We start from the raw sequence: 22,324 nt of genomic DNA, 5'->3' as shown, positions 1-22,324 counted from the left end.
CAAATGCCCGGCAGCTTATTCAGTCAATCAATACCAGCCTTTAAAATATGATCCTGTACACTGAATGGTCTTCGCCGCCCCCCTGGGCGCTTGCTATTACTGTAGCAGTCGCCCGCCCACGCAGCGGGCAGAATCACCGCTGCCCTGGCTTTTGGCCGTTTCAGACGATTCAGGTGGCAGAATCATCAGATGCGCCTTGGGGTGTTTCGGGCCTCGAGCGTCATTGCCTTGGTGCACAACAGGGTGCGCAACAGGAACAGCGGGTTGCCCACCACGTAGCGCATGAACAAGCGCCTGGGCTCCCTCAGCAAGCGGTAGACCCACTCCCCGCCCAATCGCCGTAGCCATTGCGGTGCCCGGCTGACCTTGCCGCCGAGAAAATCCAGAATCGCCCCGCCACACACGATCAGGCACGGTCCCCCACTGGCAGCCAGGCGAGCGGCAACGGCTTCTTGCTTGGGCATCCCCATGCCCAGCACGATCAGCTCTGGCTGCGTTGCCCGCGCAAGCTCCAGGTAGGTGGCCATTTCAGCAAACCCGTCGTGAACCGACACCGGCAACACGCCAAACCGCGCCTCACTGCACGCTACGGCCCGGCTCAAGAAGGGCTCCTGAGTGCCCCAGAATGCCACCCGCCGCCCCTTGAAGGCCGCCAGCAGCTTGGGGATGAAATCCGTGCCATTCATGTTCAGCCCAGGAGCCAGCCCCAGGCGGCGATACAGGATTGACATGCCGGCACCATCGCGCAGCAGCACATCGGCCGAGGCCAGCGATTGGCAGTAATTGGCATTGCCCGCGACAAGGTTCATGGCGTGGGCGTTGACGAAACCCAGCACCGTGGGCGCCTCAGGTTGGCACAGGGCCTCGAGCAAGCGCTGCTCGTGTGCAGGGTCACTCACGGTCTGAAGTTTGCCGATAATCGCTTTCCAGCTGCTTTGCCATTCGCCCATTAGCTGTCATCCCGTTTCGAGCGCACCCACTCCACCTGTCGCTTGATCAAGAACCCCAGGTACAGGGGTATCTTCCTCGCGGCGTAGAACGGGGCGTAAAGCAAGACCGAAAAGGGGATCAATTCACGAGAAAACCGGCCCCACGCCAGCAGAACTGCAACACCCAGCATGACCAGGGCACCCGTGGCGACCCATGCAGGTGCAGTGATACCGAACAGCAGCGCGGCCAGCCAGGCAACACATGCAACCCCTACCAGGGCCATGACCAGCAACGCCAATGGCGGCACCAGCAGGTCCAGGGTCATGGCCAGCAAGGGCGCGTTACGCCGAGTGACCGCGCTCACCAGCAGCTTGGGCACCTCGGCCAGGATCACCCCCAGGTGGCCATGCTCCCAGCGGGTGCGCTGGCTGCTCAAGCCTTCCTGACTAAGCGGAAACTGGCTGGTGACCTGCGCATCCGGGCAAAACAGCGGCGGTTTGCCGATTCGGCAAAAGTCCAGGCCAAGCTTCAAGTCTTCGACGAGGTGCCCATTGGCCAGGTCGACCGCAACCAGGTCGCGCCAACTGAAGGCCATACCCGCGCCCATCAGCTGGCAGGGCAAGCCCAGGCGTGCCCAACCACGCGGGCGAACGAGGTTCTTGACCCGCCAGGCAAATTCCGCGATTTGCACCTTCAGGCCCGCGCCGGCGGGCGCGCGCATCAGGTACAGCGCCTGCACCGGCCGTGAAGTTTCGAGGCAACGGCGTGCTAGCAGGTCAATGGCGCCCTCGCCCACCTGGCAATCGGCGTCAACGATAATGACCACCTCGGGTGGACGCTGCGCCAGATGCCGTACACCAAAGTCCAGCGCATAACCCTTGCCGCGCAACAGATCGTTGTCGCGCTCCACCACCTCAGCGCCCGCGCTGCGTGCCAACTGCGCGGTGTCGTCGGTGCAGTTGTCCGCCACCACCAGCAAGCGGTCATGCGCCAGCAATTGCGGGCCGACACTGGCCAGGGTCGACCGAATGATCAAGGCCTCGTTGTGCGCGGGCACCAGCACCGCCACGCGCGGGCGCCTGCCATCCGCCCCAGGTCGTGATCGCACCGGCAGGCACGCCAGCAGTACCTGCGCAAACAGCACCAGCGCGGGCACGAAGATGCAAAACGCCACCAGGCTCAATAACCACGCCACGATGCTGATCATGCGGATGCCTTGAAGTAGCGGGCCAGCTTGGCGGCCTCGGTGTCGATATCGTGGCGTTGCAGCACCCGCTGGTAAGCGGCTTCACCCATGCGCTGCAACACGTCGGCCGGTTGCGACAGGCAGTCGGCCATTGCCGCAGCCAACTCCTCTACCGTGCCAGCAGGGAACAACCAGCCGTTTTCGCCCTGGCGCACCAACTCCGGGATGCCGGCCACGTAGGTGGTCAACACCGGCCGGCGCAATGCCATGGCCTCCATGATCACCACCGGCAGGCCTTCGGCGAAACTCGGCAGCACCAACGCACGGGCAGCGAGGATTTCCTCCCGCACCTGGGCGCTGCTGATCCAGCCGGTGATGCGTACCTGCGCCTGCAGACCATACCGAGTGACCAAGGCCTCGATCTGCTCGCGCATCTCGCCATCACCCGCCAACACCAGCTCGAATGCAATGGCTTGGGTGGCCAGCAGGTGGGCCGCCTCGATCAGCAACAGTTGGCCCTTCTGCTCGCACAGGCGCCCGACGCACACCAGGCGTGGCGCCGAGGGTGCGGCAACGGCGGCAACCGCGTGGAAGTCGCGCTCCAGGCCGCAATGCACGACCTTCACCTTCTCCCAGTATTCGTGCGCCACCCAACGGAACAACTGGCTGCGCCCATACGAGCTGACCGCCGCCACAAACGCGGCGCGCCGGACTTTTTCGCCCACGTGCAGAAACTGTGGTTTGTCGAATTCTTCCGGCCCGTGCACGGTAAAGCTGTAGGCAGGCCCGCCAAGGGCATGGGCCAGCATCACCACCTCGGTGGAGTTGGTGCCAAAATGCGCATGAACATGCTTCGCGCCAAAGGCCTGCAACCAGAGCAGTACCTGACAGGCCTCGGCCAGGTACACCAGGTGATAGGGCCAGGCGCGGTCCGCCCGCTGGCCCAGGCGCAGGGCCAACCACAGGGTGGCGAAAAAGCGTCGTGGCTCGGCACGCAGCACCTGCAGCGTGGGCGCCAACAACCCCTTCAGGCCGTGCTGCAACACGTAGCGGGTCTTGCCCCGCTCGGCGATGTCCTCGTCATCCTGCAGTTCGGCATCCCAACCCCGCAAGGCAATGCGCTGGATCTCCATGCCCTGGCGCTCCAACGCCAGAATTTCGCGTCGAATGAAGCTATGGCTGACTTTCGGGTACTGATTGATGAAGTAAGCAATGCGCATATAAATCCAGATCAATGCCTGCGTAATGAGCCTTACCAACTGCAACCCGTTACTTCAGGCTGTCGATCGCCGGCGGCGGGCTCCCTGCCGATGCACGTTCAAGCACATCCCCCTTCATCCCTTGTAGCCCATGGACGGGCTCGCTGCCTGATAAAGCCGCTTCAACGCGCGCGAATACCTCATCCAGCAAGGCATGACGGCGGCGGTACATCGCACGTTTCTTGGGCGCGATGTCGTCTGCGGCGCGTTTGGCAGCGGCCAGCGGCAGGCTGAAGAAGTCGTCGCGCTCCGAAGGCGTTGCGCCGTTTTCCAGCCAGATGGCATCGTAATGGGCGGCCAGGTCGTGTGCCTTGTCAGCGCCAAAGTAAGGATGGCGATGATGCCGGTGCGCATCGCCAACTGCGTAGATGCGCACCACCCCCAGCGTTCTGGCGATGCACTTGAAGGCCTCCAGCAGGAAGCTGCGCGGGCGCAGGCCCTCGAAGTCCTTGGTCAGGTCACGGTAGATGTTCAGCGAAGTTTCGCTGTCGATGCCTTTGTGAATGCCCTGCACGGCGCCGATGAACACGCACAGCTCACCGTGCTGGCGGCACAGGCTGAACGCCAGCGATGCCACGCGCAAATCCCCTTGGAACAGGTTCAGCACCAGCTCCCCTTCGCGCTTGAACCAAATCGGCCGGTCCAGCACCAGGGCGCAGCCCTTCGAATAGGCCGACAGGTCGCACAGGGTCAGGCGCTCGTCGCGACCGAGCAGCAGCAACGTGGGAAACTGCCGGGCAACCACCTCAAAATGCGACGCCACCACACCGAGCCGCTCCTGCGCCTCCCAGCCCTTGCTGATGTAAGGCCACTGCACGACGCCAATGCAATCGACCCCAAGCCTTGCAAATCGGTCATCACCTAGCGCTGTCGACATGCGCTGCATGAAGGCCTTCAGCGCGGGCCACTCTCGAGTGATCTGCCGCGTCAGCTTGACCTTGTTGTTCAAGGCCCGCAGCGAGTAGCCGGGCTGCAGGGTGAGCACACTTTTCACTATCGATCTGGCAATCATAGGAATCTCATTTGTACTCGATCAGCACGGCTTTGCCGGCAGAGAACCTGTTCATCAGGAACTTTACCTGCCCAAGCATTTCAGGGAATTTGCCGAGCACCAAAAACACCGCCTGCAGCCAGCGCTCGCGTGTCGGCTTGCCAGCGCGACGCGCCAGGCGCACCGCTTGCAGCGGGTAGATCAGCAACAGCAGCAGCGCCCACACACCCAGCAGGCCACTGGCAAACACGATCGCCAGGGGGATGCCCAAGCCCCAGAGCCAAGCGCGGCGGGACTCTCGCAACCAATGGCGCTCTGGCGCTCGCCCGTGCAAAAAGGCACCCTCGGCATAGGCATGGCCGGCGCGCAAGCTGCGCCGCCACCACTGGCTGAAACGCGTCATGGCAGCGTCGTGCAAGGTCATCTCAGCGGCCAGGCGCCAGATTTTCCACCCCTTCGCGCGCAAGCGAACGCACAGTTCCGGCTCTTCGCCGGCGATCAGGTCCGGGCGAAAGCCGCTCACTTGCGTGAAGGCATCGACGCGCATCAACGCATCCCCCCCACAGGCCTTGGCTTCCCCGATGGGCGTGTCCCACTCCAGGTCACACAGCAGGTTGTACACCGAGCGTTGCGGGAACCGCTCACGGCGCCGCCCGCACACCACCGCTACGTCTGGGCGTGCATCAAGAAAGGCCTGGGCATTGCCCAGCCAGGCCGCATCCACCTCGCAATCGCCGTCGACAAACTGCACGTAGCGCATCGACGGCAACAGGCGTTGCAGGCGGGTGAAGCCCTCGTTTCGGGCCCGGGCTGCGGTAAACGGCCGGCTCATGTCGAGCGCCAGCACCTCGACCCCTTGGGCCTGTGCCATCTGCACGGAACCGTCGGTGGAGCCTGAGTCCACGTACACCACCCGGTCCGCACCGTGCGCCAACGAGCGCAGGCAGCGCTCCAGGCGCAGGCCCTCGTTGCGTCCAATCACTACAACGCCGATACCTGTGTCCATGGGCCTCACTCGACCGTGCACTGCGCCGCCTCGGTGGGGTTGCGCAGCTTGATGGTCGCAGGCACGCCGACCGCCAACGCGTTGTCTGGCACGTCCACCAGCACCACGGCGTTGGCGCCGATGACCACGTTGTTGCCGATGTGGATGTTGCCCAGCACCTTGGCCCCTGTGCCAATATCGACGTTATTGCCGAACACCGGCGCAATCGGCTCGCTGACATTCTTCAGCCCCACCACCACGCCGTTGCGAATCCGGCAGTCATCGCCAAAGCGGGCATAACCGCTGATTACGATGCCGCCGAAATGGTCGATGACGAAGTTGCGGCCGATCACGACCTCGCAGGGCAATTCAACACCCGTGATGATCTGCACGAACTTGAACAGGATCTTGTAGAGGATGGAGAACAGTTTGCGCAGCAGTGCCGGGCGCACGCTATAGCGCCAGCGCCCGAAGCGATACACCAGCAATACCCAAAACCCCTGGGCGCCCCAATCACCCCCGTGTGCACGCAAGTCGGCGCGGATATTCTCGAACATGACGTCACCTACCGTGTGGGTTGGCTTGCGAACCGTGTCTTGAACAACAGCGACCAGGTAGTCTGGCAGTGCCGCCAGCACGCCCGGATCGCCGCGCGGCCTCGCCCCTTCAACAGTGCCTTGAGTGCCAGTATCAGATCACCCACACACACCAGCAGCATGTGCAACGCCAGCCCGGCAACGCCGTGGTGCTTGCGGAAGTACAGCAGTTCGCTTTCGATCTGGTAGCTGGAAATCTGCCGGCTGGCCGCTTCCAGTTCGCTGACCGATTTGGAGCTTTCGCCGCCGATATGCACCACCGTGGTATGGGGATAGAAGACGACCTTCCAGCCCGCTTCCTTGACCCGCTTGCAATGGTCAACCTCCTCGTAATAGAGAAAGTAGCGCGGATCGAACAGGCCCACCTGGTCCAACACTTCGCGACGTACCAGGTAGAAACAACCGGGCAGCCAATCGCATTCACGTACCGAGCCATGGTCCCAGGTCATCTCATCGACCATTTTCAAGCCTGGGAAGAAACGGCCAAGCCCGGTACGGCCGACAAACACGTTCAGGGGTGTCGGGAAGTAGCGGCAACTGGGTTGCAGGTCGCCATCGCGGCCCTCCAGGCGCACGCCCAGCACGCCGCACTCGGGGTGGTTGTCCATGTACTCGATGGTCTTGGCCAGTGAATCGGCCGCCACGAAGGCATCGGTATTCAGCAGCAGTGCGTATTTGCCCTTCAAGTGCGCCAGCAGTTGGTTGTTGGCGCGCCCGAAACCGACGTTCTTCTTGTTGCTCAGCAACAGCGCCTCGGGGCACACCTTGGCCATGCGTTCCACAGAATCATCGACCGAGGCATTGTCGACGACCAGGTAACTGGCAAGCTTTTCGCTGTCGGCCTGGCGCAGCGCATCGAACATGGGCTGCAGCAAGGACGCAGTATTGAAATTGACCACCATCACATCGACGGGTTTTCTATCCATTGCTACCGTCCCCGAAGAAGTACTGCCGTCGTTGCGCGGCAAGGGCAGGCTCCACGGTCGGGTCAAAGGCACCTTTGCGCTGTTTGACCAGTTCTATCCACGGGTAACTTTCGCAGCGCTCCTCCACCCTCTTGATCAGTGCTTCAGTGGTGCAGATGAATTTGGCCGGGTTGCCACCCACCACGGTGCCCGGCAGCACGTCCTTGGTGACGACCGCACCGGCAGCGACGATCGCATCGGGCCCGATGGTCACGCGGGGCATCACAATCGCGCCATGGCCGATAAAGCAGTTGTCCTTGATGTCGATATAGCCGACCGAGTCGAGGTGTTTCCCGTAGCAGAGCTCGATCAATGCCACCACGCCGTCGTGGCCGATCAGTGTGCAATCCGACAGGCCGACGTTGTTACCGATGCGCACCAGCGCAGGGTCGGTCACGTTGCACCCTGGGTTCATATGAAAGTTAGCCCCTACCGAATGAAACTTACCCCAACGGGTTAGATAGCTCCCCCACTCTCGCCCCGTTGGATTACACAACTTCTTGTACGTCGAGCTTCCCCGCCCGGTCGAGTTGACATAACGCGTCAGTGCACTCCGTATCCATCCATTCATTCTGCGAGCCTCACAATCAAAGCGATTCTGAACTGTCCCTGAGGCGACTTCGGTCTCATTCTTCTTGGTGCTGACCGCCTCGCACTCAACCCGTTTACAACGTGCGTTACACCGCGGCACCCGTAGCCGATTTCAACTTTTCATTGAGGTGGTCCGCCAACCTGACGGCAAACTGCAACAACGGCATGGTCGGGTTGGACGCGCCGCCCTTGGCAAAGATACTGCTTCCCGCCACATAGAGATTCTGGGTACCGAACACTTTGCAATTGGCGTCGACCACACCGAACTCAGGTGACGCAGCCATGCGCGTGGTGCCCATGTGATGGGCATGTGGCGCCATCTTCAACGGCACCGATGTGTCATAGACGAAGTCGTTGAGCTTGATGAAGCCCAAGTCCATGTCGGCAAATTGCTTGGCCAGTTCGGTGCCGATGCACTTGATGGTGTGCCTGTCACTTTCGCTCAGTGCCCAATGCACGTTGACCTTGGCCACCCCCAGCTCGTCTTTCTCATTCAGCAATGAAATGCGGCTTTGCCGGTTGGGAAACTGCTCGATCATGGTGCCGATCACACCGTCGCCCGGGCAACTGAACTTGGCGACCAAGGCGATCTTGTCGGCAACGCCCATGTCACAGGCAAGGTTTTCCAGAAAGTGTTTGACCTCGGCCGTGCGGCCATACGTCTGCACGTCCGAGAGCAGTGCAGCGGTGATATTGCCTTTACCGGCCTGGTATTCCTCAACAAAGGCGTCGGTGGTGTAGTACTGACGCATCTGGGTGTCCTGGTCCGACTTCAGGATGAACGTGCCCATGTCGATGTTCAGGTGCTCCATGAAGCAACACCCGGTCAGCCCTTCCTTGTTGACGATACCCGCGGCCAACAGGGATTCACTGTTCAATAACTGCCGGGCATTCTCGATGGCGCCCGTCGCCAGGATGAAGTTTCTGGCCACCACGCGCTGACGATGACGTTCGTAATCGGACACCACCGCAGCCACCACATGGCCCGACGCTTTGTCGAACTCCAGGTCGACGCAGTTGCAATTGATGAATACGTCCAGCCCGTGGGTTTCGTTCAGTGCAGTCGCGTACTTCTGCGCAAAGCGCGTTGGGGGGCTCAGCAGGAAGCGGTCGGGTTCGAAGTCATCACCCGCAAGCCCGGTGTTCATCGCGTGAAACTCCGAGCCTGGCGGCAAATCGACGATGTCCATGGCCGCAGCCAGGTAGCCCTCGATCTCCGAGTAGGGGATCGGCCAGCCGGGCAAGTCGCCGGGTGGCGCCACGGCGAAGTCTGAAGGGGTGAACGGCCGGCAGCGCCCTGCCCAGTGGTTGGACGTGCCGCCCAGGTAACGCAGGCGTGTTTCCTCGGCGTACAGTTCGAGCCCCGTCGAGGCACACTTATACAGCCCTTGCGAGTGCGGCGAATATTCACGCCCACCGCCCTCGGCCAACAGCACGTTCCAACCCGCAGCTGCCAGCCGCAGGCCCAGGGTAATGCCAGCGGGGCCGGCCCCGATGATGCAAAAATCATAGTCGTCACGCAGCGTTTTCTGCTGCTGATAGTCCTTGATCATGCTGGCTCGTTCCGGAAGTACTGAGAAGGCAACACCCAGCCGTTGATCACCACGAACCCGGGTTTTTCGACGGGTTTGCGTGCAACGTCTGCGGCCACCCCAAACACCGCGCCGCCAACGCCCAGCAGGACACAGCTCTGGAGAAAACCCCTACGACCCAACTGCGGAGTACACAACGTAAGCTTCCCCATGATCCCCAGACCTATCTCGATGAAGTGTTAACAATCAGTCACTCGACCGCCCCCACATTGCACCATCGCCCGCCTCTGGCCTCATCACAGCCATTCGAAGAAACGGGTCGCCAACAGCCCACAGAGTGCCCCCACGGCCACCATCGGCAGTACCACCAACTCGCGTTTGACACTGAAGATATCCAGCTTGCAGTTAACGTAGACCACCAACAGCAGCGTCGGGAAGGTATGCAGGGCCACCCCCCAGATTGCGTAGTCGACACCGCCAATGGCCAGCAGCAGTGGCAACAACCCCCATAACGAGACTAGCCGGATGATGTTGTCCATGGCCTGGTATTTCGTCAGGCCCAGGGCAATCCATATCTGATGTGCCAAGGTATAGCGCAGCGTGAAGAACGACAGCGAAAGAATCGCAAGAATCGTACCCGCCTCGGTGTAGCGCGCGTCGTACATCCAGCCGATCAACAACGGGCTGGCGGTCAGGAACACCCCGCAGGCAAACAGCATCACAAGGTCGACCAGCAACCTGAAACGGTAGTACAGCGCCTTCAGGCGTGCCTTGTCACCTTCCCGAGCGGCTTCGCTGAATGCGGGCAGCGCTACCGAGCCCACCAGTTTCAGCAACCCGGTCTGCACGGACCCGAGGATCAGCACGGCAATCGAGTACACCCCCAACTGCCCCGCTGTCATGCTCGCACCAAACCAGATTCGGTCACCGTACATGGCCAGTACGCCGACCATCGACGACAGCAGTATCCAGCGGCCAAACACGATCAGCTCGGTCAGCGCGCTTCGGTCCCACTGCAGGCGGTTGTTCGGCCCTTCCAGCGCCAGGTGCCCCAGCAAGGTGCCCGCCAGGGCACTGACTAGGCCGGCGATCACCAGCGACCAGATCGACCGGGTGAAATAACCAATCACCAGCATCGCGATCAAACCGACCACTTGCGAGGCGAGGTCCACCAATACCACGCGCTTCTGTTGGAAAGTTCGTACGGCGACATCTATCTTGGTCGATTGGAATCCCCAGATGATGGCCGAAAGGCCGGTCACCGCCAGTACCATTGGCAGCTCGGGGGCGGCGTAAGTGGAGTCCGCCGGCCACAGGTTGGCCAACTGCGCGAACCAGGAGGCGGCGGCCAGCAGCAAGGTCAGGGCAAACAGGACGAAGCCGCGGATGATCTGGACGGTCCAGGCGGTATTGAGAAACTCGGGGTCGTCGCCCCGGTGGCTCTGGATGATGTTCTGGCGCAGGCCAACATCGGACAGCAAGTGCAAAAGTACCGAAACCGTGGTGGCGATGACCATCACACCGAACATTTCCGGCAGCAACAAACGGGCCATGATCAGGTTGCCGCCCAGGCGCATGACCTGTGACGCCACCAGCGACACCAGGTTCCATGACCCGGCCTTCAGTGCGCGCTTGCGCAGGCTCGCGGAGGCTGACACATCAATCGACGGCATGACTTCAATCTCTGACTGATTGGCTAAAAGTCACTATAGTTTCAATTAGCCATGATGCTAGCCGTGCCCACCAAGGGAAAGGTGTCCTTAGCCAATGCCTGAACATTTTCGTGCGTTGATCGTCATTCTGTTTCTGGCAGGCGTCGTTTTTGTCATGGCGCGCCGCCCGGCGACAGACCTCATCCCCTACAGCGACTTCAAGCGCCGGCGTAACCTGTGGTTCGTCCTGACGCTGGTGGCCTTCGCCTCCCACAGCTTCTGGGTGTACGTGGCCGCTGCCGGGCTGATCATGTACATCGCCGGGCGGCGCGAACGCAATGCCATGGCGCTGTTTTTCATGTTGCTGTTCCTGATTCCGCCGGCCTCGGTGCAAATACCTGGGTTTGGCGTGGTCAACTACCTGGTCGACCTCAACCATGTTCGCCTGCTGACGCTGTGCGTGCTGCTGCCGGCAGCGCTGGCCCTGAGCAGGCAAAGCGATACCCTGCGCTTCGGCCGCACCTGGCCCGACAAGCTGCTGGCGGCCAGCCTGGTGCTGATGAGTGTGCTGTACCTGCGTGAAACCACCCTGACCGACACCTTGCGCCAGGCGCTCTACCTGTATGTCGATGTATTCTTGCCCTACTACGTCGCCAGCCGAGGGCTCAAGGAAATCAGCGATTTCAAGGACGCCATGCTGGCATTCGTGCTGGCATCCTTCGTCCTGGCACTGATCGGCGTTGCCGAGTTCGTCCGCCACTGGCTGCTGTACAACGCCCTGATCGATGCCATGGGCGTGCAGTGGAGCATGTCCGGCTACCTGAGCCGTGGCGGCTCATTGCGCGCCAGCGCCACCACCGGGCAGGCGATTGCACTGGGCTACGTGATGAGTGTGGCCATCGGCCTGTACCTGTTCGTCCAGGGGTATGTGCGCAGCCAGCTGCAGCGGGTGCTCGGCGCCCTGCTGCTGGCTGCCGGGCTTTTCGCGCCGTTGTCCCGCGGCCCCTGGATTGGCGCCGTTGTTATCGTCGTGGTGTTCATTGCCATGGGCAAAGGCGCCATCAAGCGCCTGACTGTGCTTGCCCTTGCCGGCGTACTGGCTCTGCCGCTGCTGACTGTGCTACCTGGGGGCGACAAGGTGCTGGACCTGTTGCCTTTCATCGGCAATATCGAAAAAGAGAACATCACCTACCGGGAACGCTTGATCGACAACTCCTGGATCGTGATCCAGCGTAACCCCTTGTTCGGTTCGTTCGACTTCCGTAACACCCCTGAAATGCAGTCGATGATTCAGGGGGAAGGCATTATCGACATCGTCAACACCTACGTCAGCCTGGCCCTGCGGGTCGGGTTGGTCGGGCTCGCGCTGTTCGTGGCGTTTTTCGTCACCGTGTTGCTGGGCATCCGCAAGGCCATGCGCGCGTTCCCCGACAAGGATGACGAGCAACGGCAACTGGGCCGGGCGCTGTTGGCGACGCTGGTGGGGATCCTGGTGATCATCTTCACCGTCAGCAGCATCACTATCATCCCCACCGTGTACTGGTCGGTCGCAGGGCTTGGGGTGGCCTACATACAGCGGGTGCGCAGGCTCCGTTCCAGCCAGGCCAGCGACCTTCCCGCTGCCGGCCTTCAAATCAGGTGATGCCCATGAGCCGTTTCCCCTTGCGCCCCTTCATGCGGGTATCCCTGTTCGTTGGCCTGGCCGTCATGTCCCAGGCTGGCTGGGCCTCCGGGTGGGTCGTTAGCGTCGAAGAGCAAAACGGCCTGCCCAGCGTGACACGCGGTGGCGGGCAGGTGATGAAAGCCAAGTTCGACTTCTGGGCGGCTAACTGGAGCTGGACTGGCTTCTACACTGCCATGAAGGTCAATGCGCCCTACAGCTACACCCTGCAGGGCAAGAACAAGCAGTTGGACTTCGACCTGACGGCGGATATCCGCAAGCCGCAAACACAAACCTTGACCTGGGCGTTCGACCTGACCGCACACAGCAGGCAGACCAACGTGATGGGCGGCGGCATCGTTTTCCAGTTCGACCCGGCCCTGTTCAATGGGGAGATGGGCGCGCCCGTGCTGTTGCCCGACAACCGTGGCTGGTCCTGGGGCAAGGATGCGCAAGGCAGGCGCATCGAGATGCGCTTCGAACCTGCACTGGCAAAGGTGTACTTCGAACCGGGTAGCAATGCCGAGATCCGCGCGTTCTTCTACAAAGACCCCATCAGCGCCGGCCAGCAGCAGATCAAGGCGACGTTGAACGTGACGGGCGATATCGAGCTGGGCCCAACCCCCACCGAGCGCTTTGGCCTGCAAGACCCCGCGCAGTGGCCCGACGACCAGCTTGACTGGCAAACCTCGCCGGTCGACCTGTCTTTTCTCAACGCACCCGAGAAACCGGCAGGCAAGCGCGGCTTTGTAAAGGCCTCCGGCGAGCAACTGGCGTTCGAGGACAACACCCCCGTGCGGTTCTGGGGCACCAACCTGTCTGCGTACTCGCTGTTCAAGACGCCAGACGAGGAAATCATCAAACAGGCCAAACGCCTGTCGGCACTAGGCTTCAACCTCGTCCGGCTGCACCACCACGACTCCCCGTGGGTCAGCCCGAACGTGTTTGGCGACGGCACCTTGATTCGCGATACCCAGCAGCTCAATGCCGAGTCGCTGCGCAAGATCGACCTGTGGGTCAAAAGCCTCAAGGACGAGGGCATCTACGTCTGGCTCGACATGCACGTACAGCGAGCCCTTACCGCCAATGACAACATCGAAGATTTCGATGAGCTGGCCAAGGGCGAGCCCAGGGTCGACCTTAAAGGCTACGCCTATGTGAACCAGAGCATTCAAAAGGCCATGAAACGCTTTATTGAGCAGTACATGACCCATGTGAACCCCTACACCGGCCTAGCCTACAAAGACGACCCGGCCATTGCTGCGGTTTTGATCACCAACGAGAACGACATCACCCAGCACTACGGCAACGCCCTGATGCCGGACAAAAAAGTCCCCGCACATACCAAGCGGTACCGGGAGCAGGCAGATGCCTTCGCCCAGCGCAATAACCTGTCTGAAGACCGCACCTGGCGCGCCTGGGAGCATGGCCCGTCGAAGCTGTTCCTGAATGATCTGGAGCGACAATTCGATGTCGACATGATCGCGCACCTGCGCAAGCTGGGCGTCAGGGTACCCATTGCCACCACCAGCACCTGGGGCGGCAATGGCCTGAGCGCGCTGCCCGCGCTGACCTCGGGCGATGTGATCGATGCGCACAGCTACGGCGCCATCGGCCAGCTCGAGAAGAACCCGCTGACCAGCGACGGGATGATCAACTGGATTGCCGCGGCCCAGGTCGTCGGCCTGCCCCTGACGGTCACCGAATGGAACGCTGAACCCTTCCCCCTGCCCGACCGCCATTCGCTGCCCCTGTATGTGGCGGGCACGGCCAGCCACCAAGGCTGGGACGCCATGATGCAGTATGCCTACAGCCAGCAGGCCTTCAACAGCGGTTGGCGCACGGCAGACAACTGGCACGCGTACAACGACCCAGCCATGCTGGCCACGCTCCCCGCGGCTGCCCTGCTCTATCGCCGTGCGGACGTGCAGCAAGCCACCACCCGTTACGTCTTCGCGCCAACACCCGCCACCTTGTTCAACCAGGACATCACGCCGCGCAACTCGCTGCTGCTGCGCACCGCCATGGAAAAAGGCAGGCTGCAGATCGCCATGCCGCAGACGCCGGAGTTGCCCTGGCTGAAACCCAGCAGCATCCCGGCCGATGCCCAAGTGCTGCGTGACCCTGCCCAATCGTTGCTGCCCCCTGACGCCACCGAGTCGGTAACCGATACCGGGGAGCTCAAGCGCAACTGGCAACAAGGCCTCTACACCATCGATACCCCCCTGACCCAGGCGGCGACCGGCTGGCTGGGCGGTCGAACCCTCAACCTTGGGCAGGTCGAGGTGCAGGCAAAGACGCCTTATGCCAGTGTCGTCGTGCAGAGCCTGGATACCAAACCGCTGGGCCAGGCTCGCAGCCTGCTGATCTCACTGGGCACACGGGCCGTGCCCAAGGCCGACGACAAGACACCGTTCAATGTCGAGCCCTTCGAAGGCACGCTGGCCATCAAGGCAGCGGCCGGCCTGAAACTGTTCGCGCGCGATGCACAAGCGCAACTCAAGGAATTGCCAGTGGCGTACCAGAACGGGCGCTATGTGATCACGTTCGATGGCCAGTACATGTCCAACTGGCTGTTCTTGAAATAGGGCATTTGGCCATCTACAGTCTCAAGAGACCTGTAGCTGATACTCCCACCTGTTCGATTCAGGGACGACCCGCGGCGTCTGTACAACAGCAGAGTCCAGGAGGCACGGATGAAGTTTCTGGTTGTCGGTGGCGCAGGTTATATCGGTTCGCACATGGTCAAGCACTTGCTGGCCGCGGGCCATGATGTGGTGGTGGCGGACCTTGTGTCGCCAGGGTCTGGGGTGCAATGGGCCAAGCTCGACATTGCCGACGAGCCGGCGCTGGATGTGCTGTTCGCCGAGTGCCGCTTCGATGCGGTTTTTCACTTCGCATCGTTCATTCAGGTGGGCGAGTCGGTTTGCGCCCCTGGCAAGTATTACCAGAACAACGTAGCGGCCACCCTGACATTGCTGCAGGCGATGGTGAATGCGGGCATCAAGCGGCTGGTGTTTTCCTCCAGCGCTGCCGTTTACGGCAACCCGCTGTATGTGCCCATCGACGAGGCGCATGGCAAGGCACCGATCAACCCCTATGGGCTCAGCAAGTGGATGGTCGAGCAGATACTCGAGGACTTCGACCGTGCTTACGGGCTGAAGTCGGTGTGCCTGCGCTACTTCAACGCCGCAGGGGCTGACCCTGACGGGGAGCTGGGCGAGCGCCATGAGCCGGAAACCCACCTGATACCGTTGATCCTCCAGGCGGCCGCTGGCAGGCGTGAGGCGGTCACGGTGTTTGGCCGGGATTACGACACCGCCGATGGCACCTGTATTCGTGATTATGTGCATGTCGCCGACCTGGCTTCGGCACATGCGTTGGCGGTCGACTACCTGGTCGCTGGCGGCCCCAGCACGGCGTTCAACCTGGGCAATGGCCTGGGCTTTTCAGTGCAGCAAGTGATCGATACCGCCCGCACAGTGACGGGCCGGCAGATACTCACACTCGATGCCCCCCGCCGCGCGGGTGACCCGCCCAGGTTGGTGGCGGATGCAGGCAAAGCGATGAGTGTGTTGGGTTGGCGGCCAGCGTATGCATCGCTGGAGCAGATCGTGGCGCATGCCTGGGGGTGGGAGTTGCAGTACCCGTGGCATCGGCCGTAATCATGCGGCTATTCACTATCGGGTGTAGGAGCAGCCTTGTGCTGCGAAGAGGCCGGTGACAGCAGCGAAGATTCGCTATGTTTTCACAGGCCTCTTCGCAGCACAAGGCTGCTCCTACACTCGATAGAGAATAGTCAGTAATAGGTGCGCGGCTTCTCATCCGCCTTGTTCAACACCGTGCCAATCAGGTTGACCGTCGCCAGGTGGTGCAGGCATTCCTCGATCTCTTGCTTGCTGTTCATGCCGTTGCCGACGACCAACAACACACAGTCGAACTTGGGCATCACGGTGATTGCATCGTCTGAGCTCAACAACGGCGGCAAATCGAAGATGCAGATGCGCGACTCATAGCGGCTGCGCAAGTCGCTGATCAGGTTGTTCACCCGGGGGGAGGACAGCATTTCGGTAGACATCGGAATAGGCACCCGCGTCGGCAGCACGACAAAACGCGGCAACGTGGGGTTGACCAACACCTCTTCGAGCCCGGCCTGGTCAGACAACAACTCGTTGAGGGCCTTTTCCATCGGCAAGCCCAGGCTGCTGCCGACCTTGGGGCGACGCAGGTCGAAGTCCACCAGCAGCGCCGTCTTGGTCGTATGGTGCGCGATACTCATGGCCAGGTTGATCGCCAGCACCGTCTTGCCCGCCTCGGGTGTTGGCGAGGTGATGGCCAAGGTACGCCAGCCGTTTTCCTCCATCGCCTGCAGCACCTGCGTGCGCAACAGGTCGATCGGCCCACTCATGTTCGAGTTCTTGTTGAACGCGACAATCCGATTGCGCTCAAGGTGCTCCGCACGCAACGGCACCACCTTGGTCTTCACGTAATCGAATTGCCCTGGCACTTCTGGAGGCTCCGCCCCGTGGGCGGTTTGCGGTGCCTGGGCAGCACCTGGAGAAACTTGATGAATACCATTGCCAACTACCGGCTTGATCCTGTCCATCACTGCTTTCCCTATTCAAACCGCGCCATAGCCTTGAACAGCAACACATCCAACGGCATGTAGAACACGTGCACCAGCACTACCATCATAGCAATCAGCACAAGCACCGCCAGGATCAGCAGGTTGCGCCAGCGTTTACGCTTTGCCAGTTCCGCCTGGGTGGTGATGAAGGGCACCGTCACCAGCACACGCTTGCCCAACACGCTCTCTAGCGCCCCTACACCCCGTACCCGTTGATTGAGCATTTCCAACAGCATCACCAACGCGCCACCGCCTGCCGGTGCCAGCACCAGGCCCAGGGCGGCGATTTTCTTGCGGTTGGGTTTGATCGGCTTTTCGGGCAGCAGCGGTGGCTCCAGCAGCACAAAACGCTCTGCCTTGTTTTCCTGTTCCAGGCTTTCGGTAATTTTCGCGCCCATTTCCTTGGCACGGATTTCTTCGTACTTCTTGCGCGCGTTGTCGTGGTCGCGCATCAAGGTGACCAGGCCACGCTCCACTTGCGGGGCTTCAAGAATCTCCGCCTCGTAGCCTTCCATTTTCTTCACCAGCTCACGCTTTTGCTCCGCCAGTGAGGTGATGCGCTCCTGGGCCGCGCCAATCCGCGCACGCACCCGCGCCACATCCAGGCTGACCGACGACGCAGCCTTGCTGCCGCCGCCGCTGGCTTGCAGGGCATCGATCTTGCGCTTGACCGCAACCACGTCCGGGTGCGCGTCCTTGTATTTGGTCAGCAGCCGGGCGTACTCGGCCTTGAGGCTGGGCAGGTCTTGTGGCTGGTCGACACTGGACGGCCGGGTACCGTCAGCCTTGGTGGTCAAGCCGGCATTGGCCGCCGACAATTCAAGCTCCAGGTAACGCAGTTCCTCTTGCGCGGTCTTGTAATCGCGGTCGACCTCCCTGAACTCCAGCTCCGAACGCGACAGCATGCTCATGCGCAGCGACTGGTGCTCAGGCAAGGCATTGGCGTGGGCTTGCTTGAAGTCCGCCAGCTGGTTTTCCAGGCTGGCAAGCTCGGCACCCAGCTTGTTGGCTTCCTGGGTCAGGAATTCGGTGGTTTCGTTGGCGCGCTCGGTGCGCTGCTTGAGGTTTTCGTTGAGGAACAGCGTCACCAGTTCGTTGGCGACATCCTTGGCCACCTGCGCTTGCTTGTGCTCGAAGGACACATTGAATGCGACCGTGGCCTCACCCCGCCCTCTTACGAACGTGCTGAGGGTAGCGACCACGATGGCATTGCGCATCTGGTCGATCTTGTCGCTTTCGCTGAGCCGCTTGTCAGCGAACAGGCTGTACTTGTCGATGATCCGCAGCAGGTTCTCGCGGGTCATGACGCGCTGGCGAATGACCTCGATGCGCTCATCGGCAAAGCTGTTGTTGTTCGCCGATACCAGCTCGGGGGAGATCTGTTGCGACTCCACCAGAATGGTCCCGGTGGACTGATAGATCGGTGGCACGCTGACCGCGACCACCACGGTCGCGGCAAGAATGACTACGATACTGATCCCTAATAACAGGGCCCTATCCTTGATGATGGCGATGTAATCTTTAAGGGAAAGCTCGTAGTCAGACTTCATAAAGGCCACCAGGCTGAAGTTCAGAGGTCGGGGTACCTATACGTCAACGTCAAACCAACAATTGTTGCGTCCGCAGTGGGTGCATCGTCCTGCCGCCGCTCCTTGTACATCAACGATAGGCGCAGATCCCAAAAAGGCGAAAATTCCCGGCTGGCCCAGACACTGTACATTTGCAGTGTGTTGGGGGTTTGCCCTTTGCTGTCTTGCCAGGTGGCATCGGCGCCGACGCGGGTCAGCTCGTTGACCGCGTAACTGTAGATACCGCGTACCATGTCGAGCTCGGCAAAACCACCCTCCGCGCTGGCGACCGTGCTGCGTTCGGCACTCAAGCTGAGGTCGGAACGCACCCCGGTATACAGCAGCGAGGCCCCGCCCTCCCCACGCCGACCGCCTTCAGAGCCGGACACCTGGTTGACGCCAACGTGCGCATCGGCACTCAGGCGCTCGGAGAACTGATACTTCACCCCAACTGCAGGGGTGTAGCTGTTAGAGGCGGTCGCAGTAAGGTCCTGTTCGGGCTCATAGCGCCTCACCCCAAACCGGGTATACACATCGGCCCGCTCGTTCCAGGCGTAGGTCCAGGTCGTCACGTTGCCCAGCTCGTTGTAGCCGGTCAGCGTGTTGATGTCGTATCGCGCTCGGCTGTACTTGGTTTCGTTGGACAACGTACTGCGCGCGGTGATGGCGCTGCTCCAATTGCCTGCCAGCGTATACAGCTTCTGCGTGCCGTCGGTGGTTACCACACCGGTGTCCTGGACAATGCCGGACAACGTAGAGCTTTCGTTGTACTGAGCCACCAGGCCAAAACGCCCTTTCTCGGTGTCGCGTTGCCAGCCCAGGCTTACATTGGGGTCTTCGCGGTCGTCGACGATGTCCGTGTCTGAAGAACGCAACACGTGCATGCCAAGACCCAACCGTAATTCGTCGCGGTCGAAGGTACCGACAAGGGTGTAGTCGGGCGCAATGATGGTGCGCGTCACACCCTTTTCTTCAGACGACAGCAACAACGGGTTGCTGTCGTATTCGACCGAGGTCGGTACCACCACCGATGACTGCCAATTTGCTGCCTGGACCGCGTCCGTAAACGGCAAGACCATGATTGCCGTTGCAATGCTAGTTGTTCTAAGAAGAGGCATTAAGTGTTCTTATTAAGGCAAGATCAAGGAACGACCAGCGTATCGCCAGCCTGAAGTTGAATGTTGGTGGACATGTCACGCCCGGAAACCAGGTCCTTATATCTCACGGGCAGAATCCGTTGGGAAGCCCCCTGGCCGCGAACCACCTTGATGTCGCTTTCGTCAGCGAATTTGTCCAAACCACCCGACATGCTCAAAGCCTGCAATACGGCCGTGGGCCCCGCCATTTGTACGGGCCCAGGCTTGATCACTTTGCCCTGCACGTACACAAGGTTGCCGGCGATGCTTTTGACGACAACGCTGACGTTCGGGTCGGGGAGAAATTTTTCGAGTTTGGCAGCGACCTGTTTTTCAACGGCCGTGACATCAAGGCCGGCGACATCGATCCGCCCTGCCAAGGGGAAGGTGATACTGCCATCGGGTAGCACGGTGGCTTCTTGACGCAGGCTCTCCTCTTGCCAGACGGACACCATCACCACATCGCCAGGGCTGAGCCGATAAGCTGCGCTATTTTCGACCGCGTTGCCGGTACCAGACCACAGCATCAGCACGCAAAAAGCGGAACACAATGAACGTACCATGAGGGTCCCTCCGGCCTACTGGCCTGACAAAGAGCACTGAATGAGAACGGCACACCAACTCTCGCTCCACTTCGCAACCGCACTGCCTGCTGCGATGGCCTCAACCTTCCTGGAGGCCCTGTACCTTGACACCTCGACACCCTGCCTGACCCGTCCGCTGCGACACCCTACGGCTAATGGCGATGAGTCGCCACTGGAATATAGCAACAGTTGGAAAATTGACAAGCTGTCAGCGGCTGCGAAGCCATCAACAACAAACCTCAGACGTCAATTTACCGACAGCCCAAAAAAGCCCCGTAATTGATCAACTGTTAAAGCCCCCTATTACCTTTGCCACGCGAGAACGTTTAAATCTTTCTTCTATTGGCAACGGCAACAAAACCGATGACTGCAAAGGCGAAGAACCACCCTGCCGTTGCGACAGGAATGACACTGTTTTGATTGACATACGAATCAGCAGCGCGCGCCGCGCCACTTAAAAGCACCAACAAGAATATTGATTTAATGAACAGTGTCGAGCGCATAACCCCCTCCTATAAAGAGGATAATAAAAATATTTATTGGTGGGTTTAGCGGGAGACTTCCTCGCTGTTGATTTGAGCTTATGGGCACAATGACACTACGTCAATGATCCGACACCATAATAAAATTCAATGAGCAAGGGGTGGCTTCGTCAAAATGCCGTCACACATAAACTGCAAGCATTTCTCGGTACTGCCAGGTAATGGTCAATTAAGTGTAAGGCGCTGATATAGCGAACTTTTCTGCCATAGAAGCCGCACAGGAGACCCCGGCGGCTGGCGCTATCGTGATTGCTGATCAATCGAAGACGTGAAGGAAGCAAGCACTTGCGTTTCATCGCCGAGAAACCAAATGCTAATGGTTGGCCTTCCGAACCGAAATCTGGCGCGTTTACCTGAGGCTTGGCCGGTAGCTACACCGGCATCAAATCCAGGGTGCGCTCCACCTCATCGATGTCGATCCTGAACCCATCGCCTTCCGGCATGCCCACCACAAAGCCAAAGTGCTGCTGGTCGCGGTCTGTCAGGTATTTGTAATAACTGACAAAACGGTTCGGTGGCTGCAACGTCAACACTGAGCCGCCGGCCTGCAGCACGTTCACGCCATGAACCAGCTGGCTACCTTCGACCCCGGCCACCACTCTGGCGCCCGCGCACGCCGCGATAATGCTCGGCACGTCGGTTTTCAGCGGGTCGACAATGCGAAAGCCCCAGTGCGTGCGCAAGTGCTCTGCTACGGCCATTTCATTGCGCAGGAAGCGCAAGTCGCCGTCGCCACCACGCAATATGAACACACCGGGGTGTGGTTCGTGGGGCACATGCGACAGCAGCTTTTCGCCCATGGCCCGGTAGCGCAAGTGGCGGCTTTGATTGTTGCTCTGGTCGTCGAACAGCACCAGCTCACGGAAAAACGCACTGCGCAAACGAAGGGGCTTCATGCCCAGCCAGTCTTCATAAGCCGGCGCCTGGGTAAACAGTGGGTAGCGCGCAGAGGGCGCAGTGGTCACCGGTACGCCCTCGTTGCAGGCCAGGGCATAGGTGACGCAGTCTTCCATCAACCAGGTGCCAAACCAGGAGTTACCATTTTGCGTGCAGTAGATGGCCGCGCGCTCGATCTCGTGCTCCACCACAACCCGCGGGAAGGTGCTCGGTTTCAAGGATAACCAGTGGCTGGCCTTGCCTTTGTAGAGCGCGCCATCGACCAACCACACGTCCTTAATCAGGTACCCTCGTGTAGGGCCCTGCGCCACGCTGAGCCCACCCTCCATCGTGCGGGCGGGATGCACGTAGGGGTAAAAGCGCTTTGCCTCCCACCCCGTCACCCGCTCCAGCTGATTGGGCAAATAGAAGGCGGGCGGGGAAACTGTTGTTTCACCAGGCGCGATATCCCAGCTTTTTGACGCGATGCTTTTCAGGTCGATGGCAGAATTACGTGCGAGCCGCTTGCGCGCCATGTATTTGTACGCGGCAAGGGTCCACTTATGCCGTTTACCGGCAGACGGTGCGCTGAATTTGGAGATATCGCTGCCCATGAAGTGCTCCCCGGGGTGGCGTGGTCACAA

The 22,324-nt window shown here is 60.6% G+C and carries 19 protein-coding genes; 3 read left to right on the top strand and 16 right to left on the bottom strand.

The annotated features are described in order from the left end of the window. Positions 1-185 precede the first annotated feature (185 nt). The 10 genes from QOS90_RS19380 to QOS90_RS19335 all read right to left on the bottom strand — a co-directional run bounded on the left by QOS90_RS19380 (position 186) and on the right by QOS90_RS19335 (position 10,708). Entirely contained in the window at positions 186-950 is a 765-nt protein-coding gene (locus QOS90_RS19380; RefSeq protein ID WP_027596777.1) for a WecB/TagA/CpsF family glycosyltransferase, read from the bottom strand. Next, positions 950-2,137 (bottom strand): glycosyltransferase family 2 protein, encoded by a 1,188-nt coding sequence (locus QOS90_RS19375; protein WP_027596776.1) that lies wholly within the window; start codon positions 2,135-2,137, stop codon positions 950-952. Before QOS90_RS19375 ends, QOS90_RS19380 begins: the two co-directional genes overlap by 1 nt. Next, positions 2,134-3,336, bottom strand: a complete 1,203-nt coding sequence (locus tag QOS90_RS19370; RefSeq protein ID WP_085273371.1) for a glycosyltransferase — start codon at positions 3,334-3,336, stop codon at positions 2,134-2,136. The genes QOS90_RS19375 and QOS90_RS19370 overlap by 4 nt, the downstream gene beginning before the upstream one ends. Before the next feature lie 49 nt (positions 3,337-3,385). Beyond that, entirely contained in the window at positions 3,386-4,387 is a 1,002-nt protein-coding gene (locus QOS90_RS19365) for a VirK/YbjX family protein (protein WP_085273372.1), read from the bottom strand. A 7-nt stretch (positions 4,388-4,394) separates the two neighbouring features. Further along, positions 4,395-5,372, bottom strand: coding sequence for a glycosyltransferase family 2 protein (locus QOS90_RS19360; protein WP_085273373.1), 978 nt, complete (start codon positions 5,370-5,372; stop codon positions 4,395-4,397). Positions 5,373-5,377: 5 nt separating this feature from the next. Continuing rightward, on the bottom strand, positions 5,378-5,908 hold the full coding sequence (locus tag QOS90_RS19355; RefSeq protein WP_085273374.1) for a serine O-acetyltransferase: 531 nt from the start codon (positions 5,906-5,908) through the stop codon (positions 5,378-5,380). Between the two features lie 8 nt (positions 5,909-5,916). Beyond that, the gene (locus tag QOS90_RS19350; protein WP_085273375.1) at positions 5,917-6,873 is read right to left on the bottom strand and encodes a glycosyltransferase family 2 protein; all 957 of its coding nucleotides are present in this window, start codon (positions 6,871-6,873) and stop codon (positions 5,917-5,919) included. Further along, on the bottom strand, positions 6,866-7,483 hold the full coding sequence (locus QOS90_RS19345; protein WP_085273376.1) for an acyltransferase: 618 nt from the start codon (positions 7,481-7,483) through the stop codon (positions 6,866-6,868). The genes QOS90_RS19350 and QOS90_RS19345 overlap by 8 nt, the downstream gene beginning before the upstream one ends. Before the next feature lie 106 nt (positions 7,484-7,589). Further along, complete coding sequence (locus QOS90_RS19340; RefSeq protein WP_085273377.1) at positions 7,590-9,056, bottom strand: FAD-dependent oxidoreductase; 1,467 nt, start codon at positions 9,054-9,056, stop codon at positions 7,590-7,592. 275 nt (positions 9,057-9,331) lie between these two features. Further along, complete coding sequence (locus QOS90_RS19335; protein WP_027596768.1) at positions 9,332-10,708, bottom strand: oligosaccharide flippase family protein; 1,377 nt, start codon at positions 10,706-10,708, stop codon at positions 9,332-9,334. Positions 10,709-10,802: 94 nt separating this feature from the next. On the opposite strand from QOS90_RS19335, the gene QOS90_RS19330 reads away from it, so the two are divergent. From QOS90_RS19330 to galE, 3 genes are all read left to right on the top strand, one after another. Continuing rightward, a complete protein-coding gene (locus tag QOS90_RS19330; RefSeq protein WP_085273379.1) occupies positions 10,803-12,329 on the top strand; it encodes an O-antigen ligase family protein in 1,527 nt (508 codons plus the stop codon). Continuing rightward, positions 12,329-14,935 (top strand): cellulase family glycosylhydrolase, encoded by a 2,607-nt coding sequence (locus QOS90_RS19325; RefSeq protein ID WP_371918147.1) that lies wholly within the window; start codon positions 12,329-12,331, stop codon positions 14,933-14,935. The genes QOS90_RS19330 and QOS90_RS19325 overlap by 1 nt, the downstream gene beginning before the upstream one ends. Positions 14,936-15,043: 108 nt before the next feature. Next, positions 15,044-16,012: a UDP-glucose 4-epimerase GalE gene (gene galE, locus QOS90_RS19320; protein WP_085273381.1), complete on the top strand. Its 969-nt coding sequence runs from the start codon at positions 15,044-15,046 to the stop codon at positions 16,010-16,012. 134 nt (positions 16,013-16,146) lie between these two features. On the opposite strand, the gene QOS90_RS19315 is transcribed toward galE, so the two are convergent. The 6 genes from QOS90_RS19315 to QOS90_RS19290 all read right to left on the bottom strand — a co-directional run bounded on the left by QOS90_RS19315 (position 16,147) and on the right by QOS90_RS19290 (position 22,294). Beyond that, entirely contained in the window at positions 16,147-16,953 is an 807-nt protein-coding gene (locus QOS90_RS19315) for a CpsD/CapB family tyrosine-protein kinase (protein WP_027596764.1), read from the bottom strand. An 11-nt stretch (positions 16,954-16,964) separates the two neighbouring features. Continuing rightward, a complete protein-coding gene (locus QOS90_RS19310) occupies positions 16,965-18,524 on the bottom strand; it encodes a GumC family protein (protein ID WP_085273382.1) in 1,560 nt (519 codons plus the stop codon). A gap of 20 nt (positions 18,525-18,544) precedes the next feature. Further along, positions 18,545-19,660 (bottom strand): hypothetical protein, encoded by a 1,116-nt coding sequence (locus tag QOS90_RS19305; RefSeq protein ID WP_085273383.1) that lies wholly within the window; start codon positions 19,658-19,660, stop codon positions 18,545-18,547. A 23-nt stretch (positions 19,661-19,683) separates the two neighbouring features. After that, positions 19,684-20,241: a polysaccharide biosynthesis/export family protein gene (locus tag QOS90_RS19300; RefSeq protein WP_085273384.1), complete on the bottom strand. Its 558-nt coding sequence runs from the start codon at positions 20,239-20,241 to the stop codon at positions 19,684-19,686. A 347-nt stretch (positions 20,242-20,588) separates the two neighbouring features. Then, positions 20,589-20,765 (bottom strand): EPS-associated small membrane protein EppA, encoded by a 177-nt coding sequence (gene eppA, locus QOS90_RS19295; protein WP_077068395.1) that lies wholly within the window; start codon positions 20,763-20,765, stop codon positions 20,589-20,591. Positions 20,766-21,175: 410 nt separating this feature from the next. Beyond that, positions 21,176-22,294 carry a glycosyltransferase 61 family protein gene (locus QOS90_RS19290; protein ID WP_085273385.1) on the bottom strand — a complete coding sequence of 373 codons (1,119 nt, stop codon included), beginning with the start codon at positions 22,292-22,294 and terminating at the stop codon, positions 21,176-21,178. Positions 22,295-22,324 lie beyond the last annotated feature (30 nt).

Source organism: Pseudomonas sp. LAIL14HWK12:I10 (assembly GCF_900184205.1).
Classification (GTDB): domain Bacteria; phylum Pseudomonadota; class Gammaproteobacteria; order Pseudomonadales; family Pseudomonadaceae; genus Aquipseudomonas; species Aquipseudomonas kermanshahensis.
This window is presented reverse-complemented; position numbering and strand designations above follow the sequence as displayed.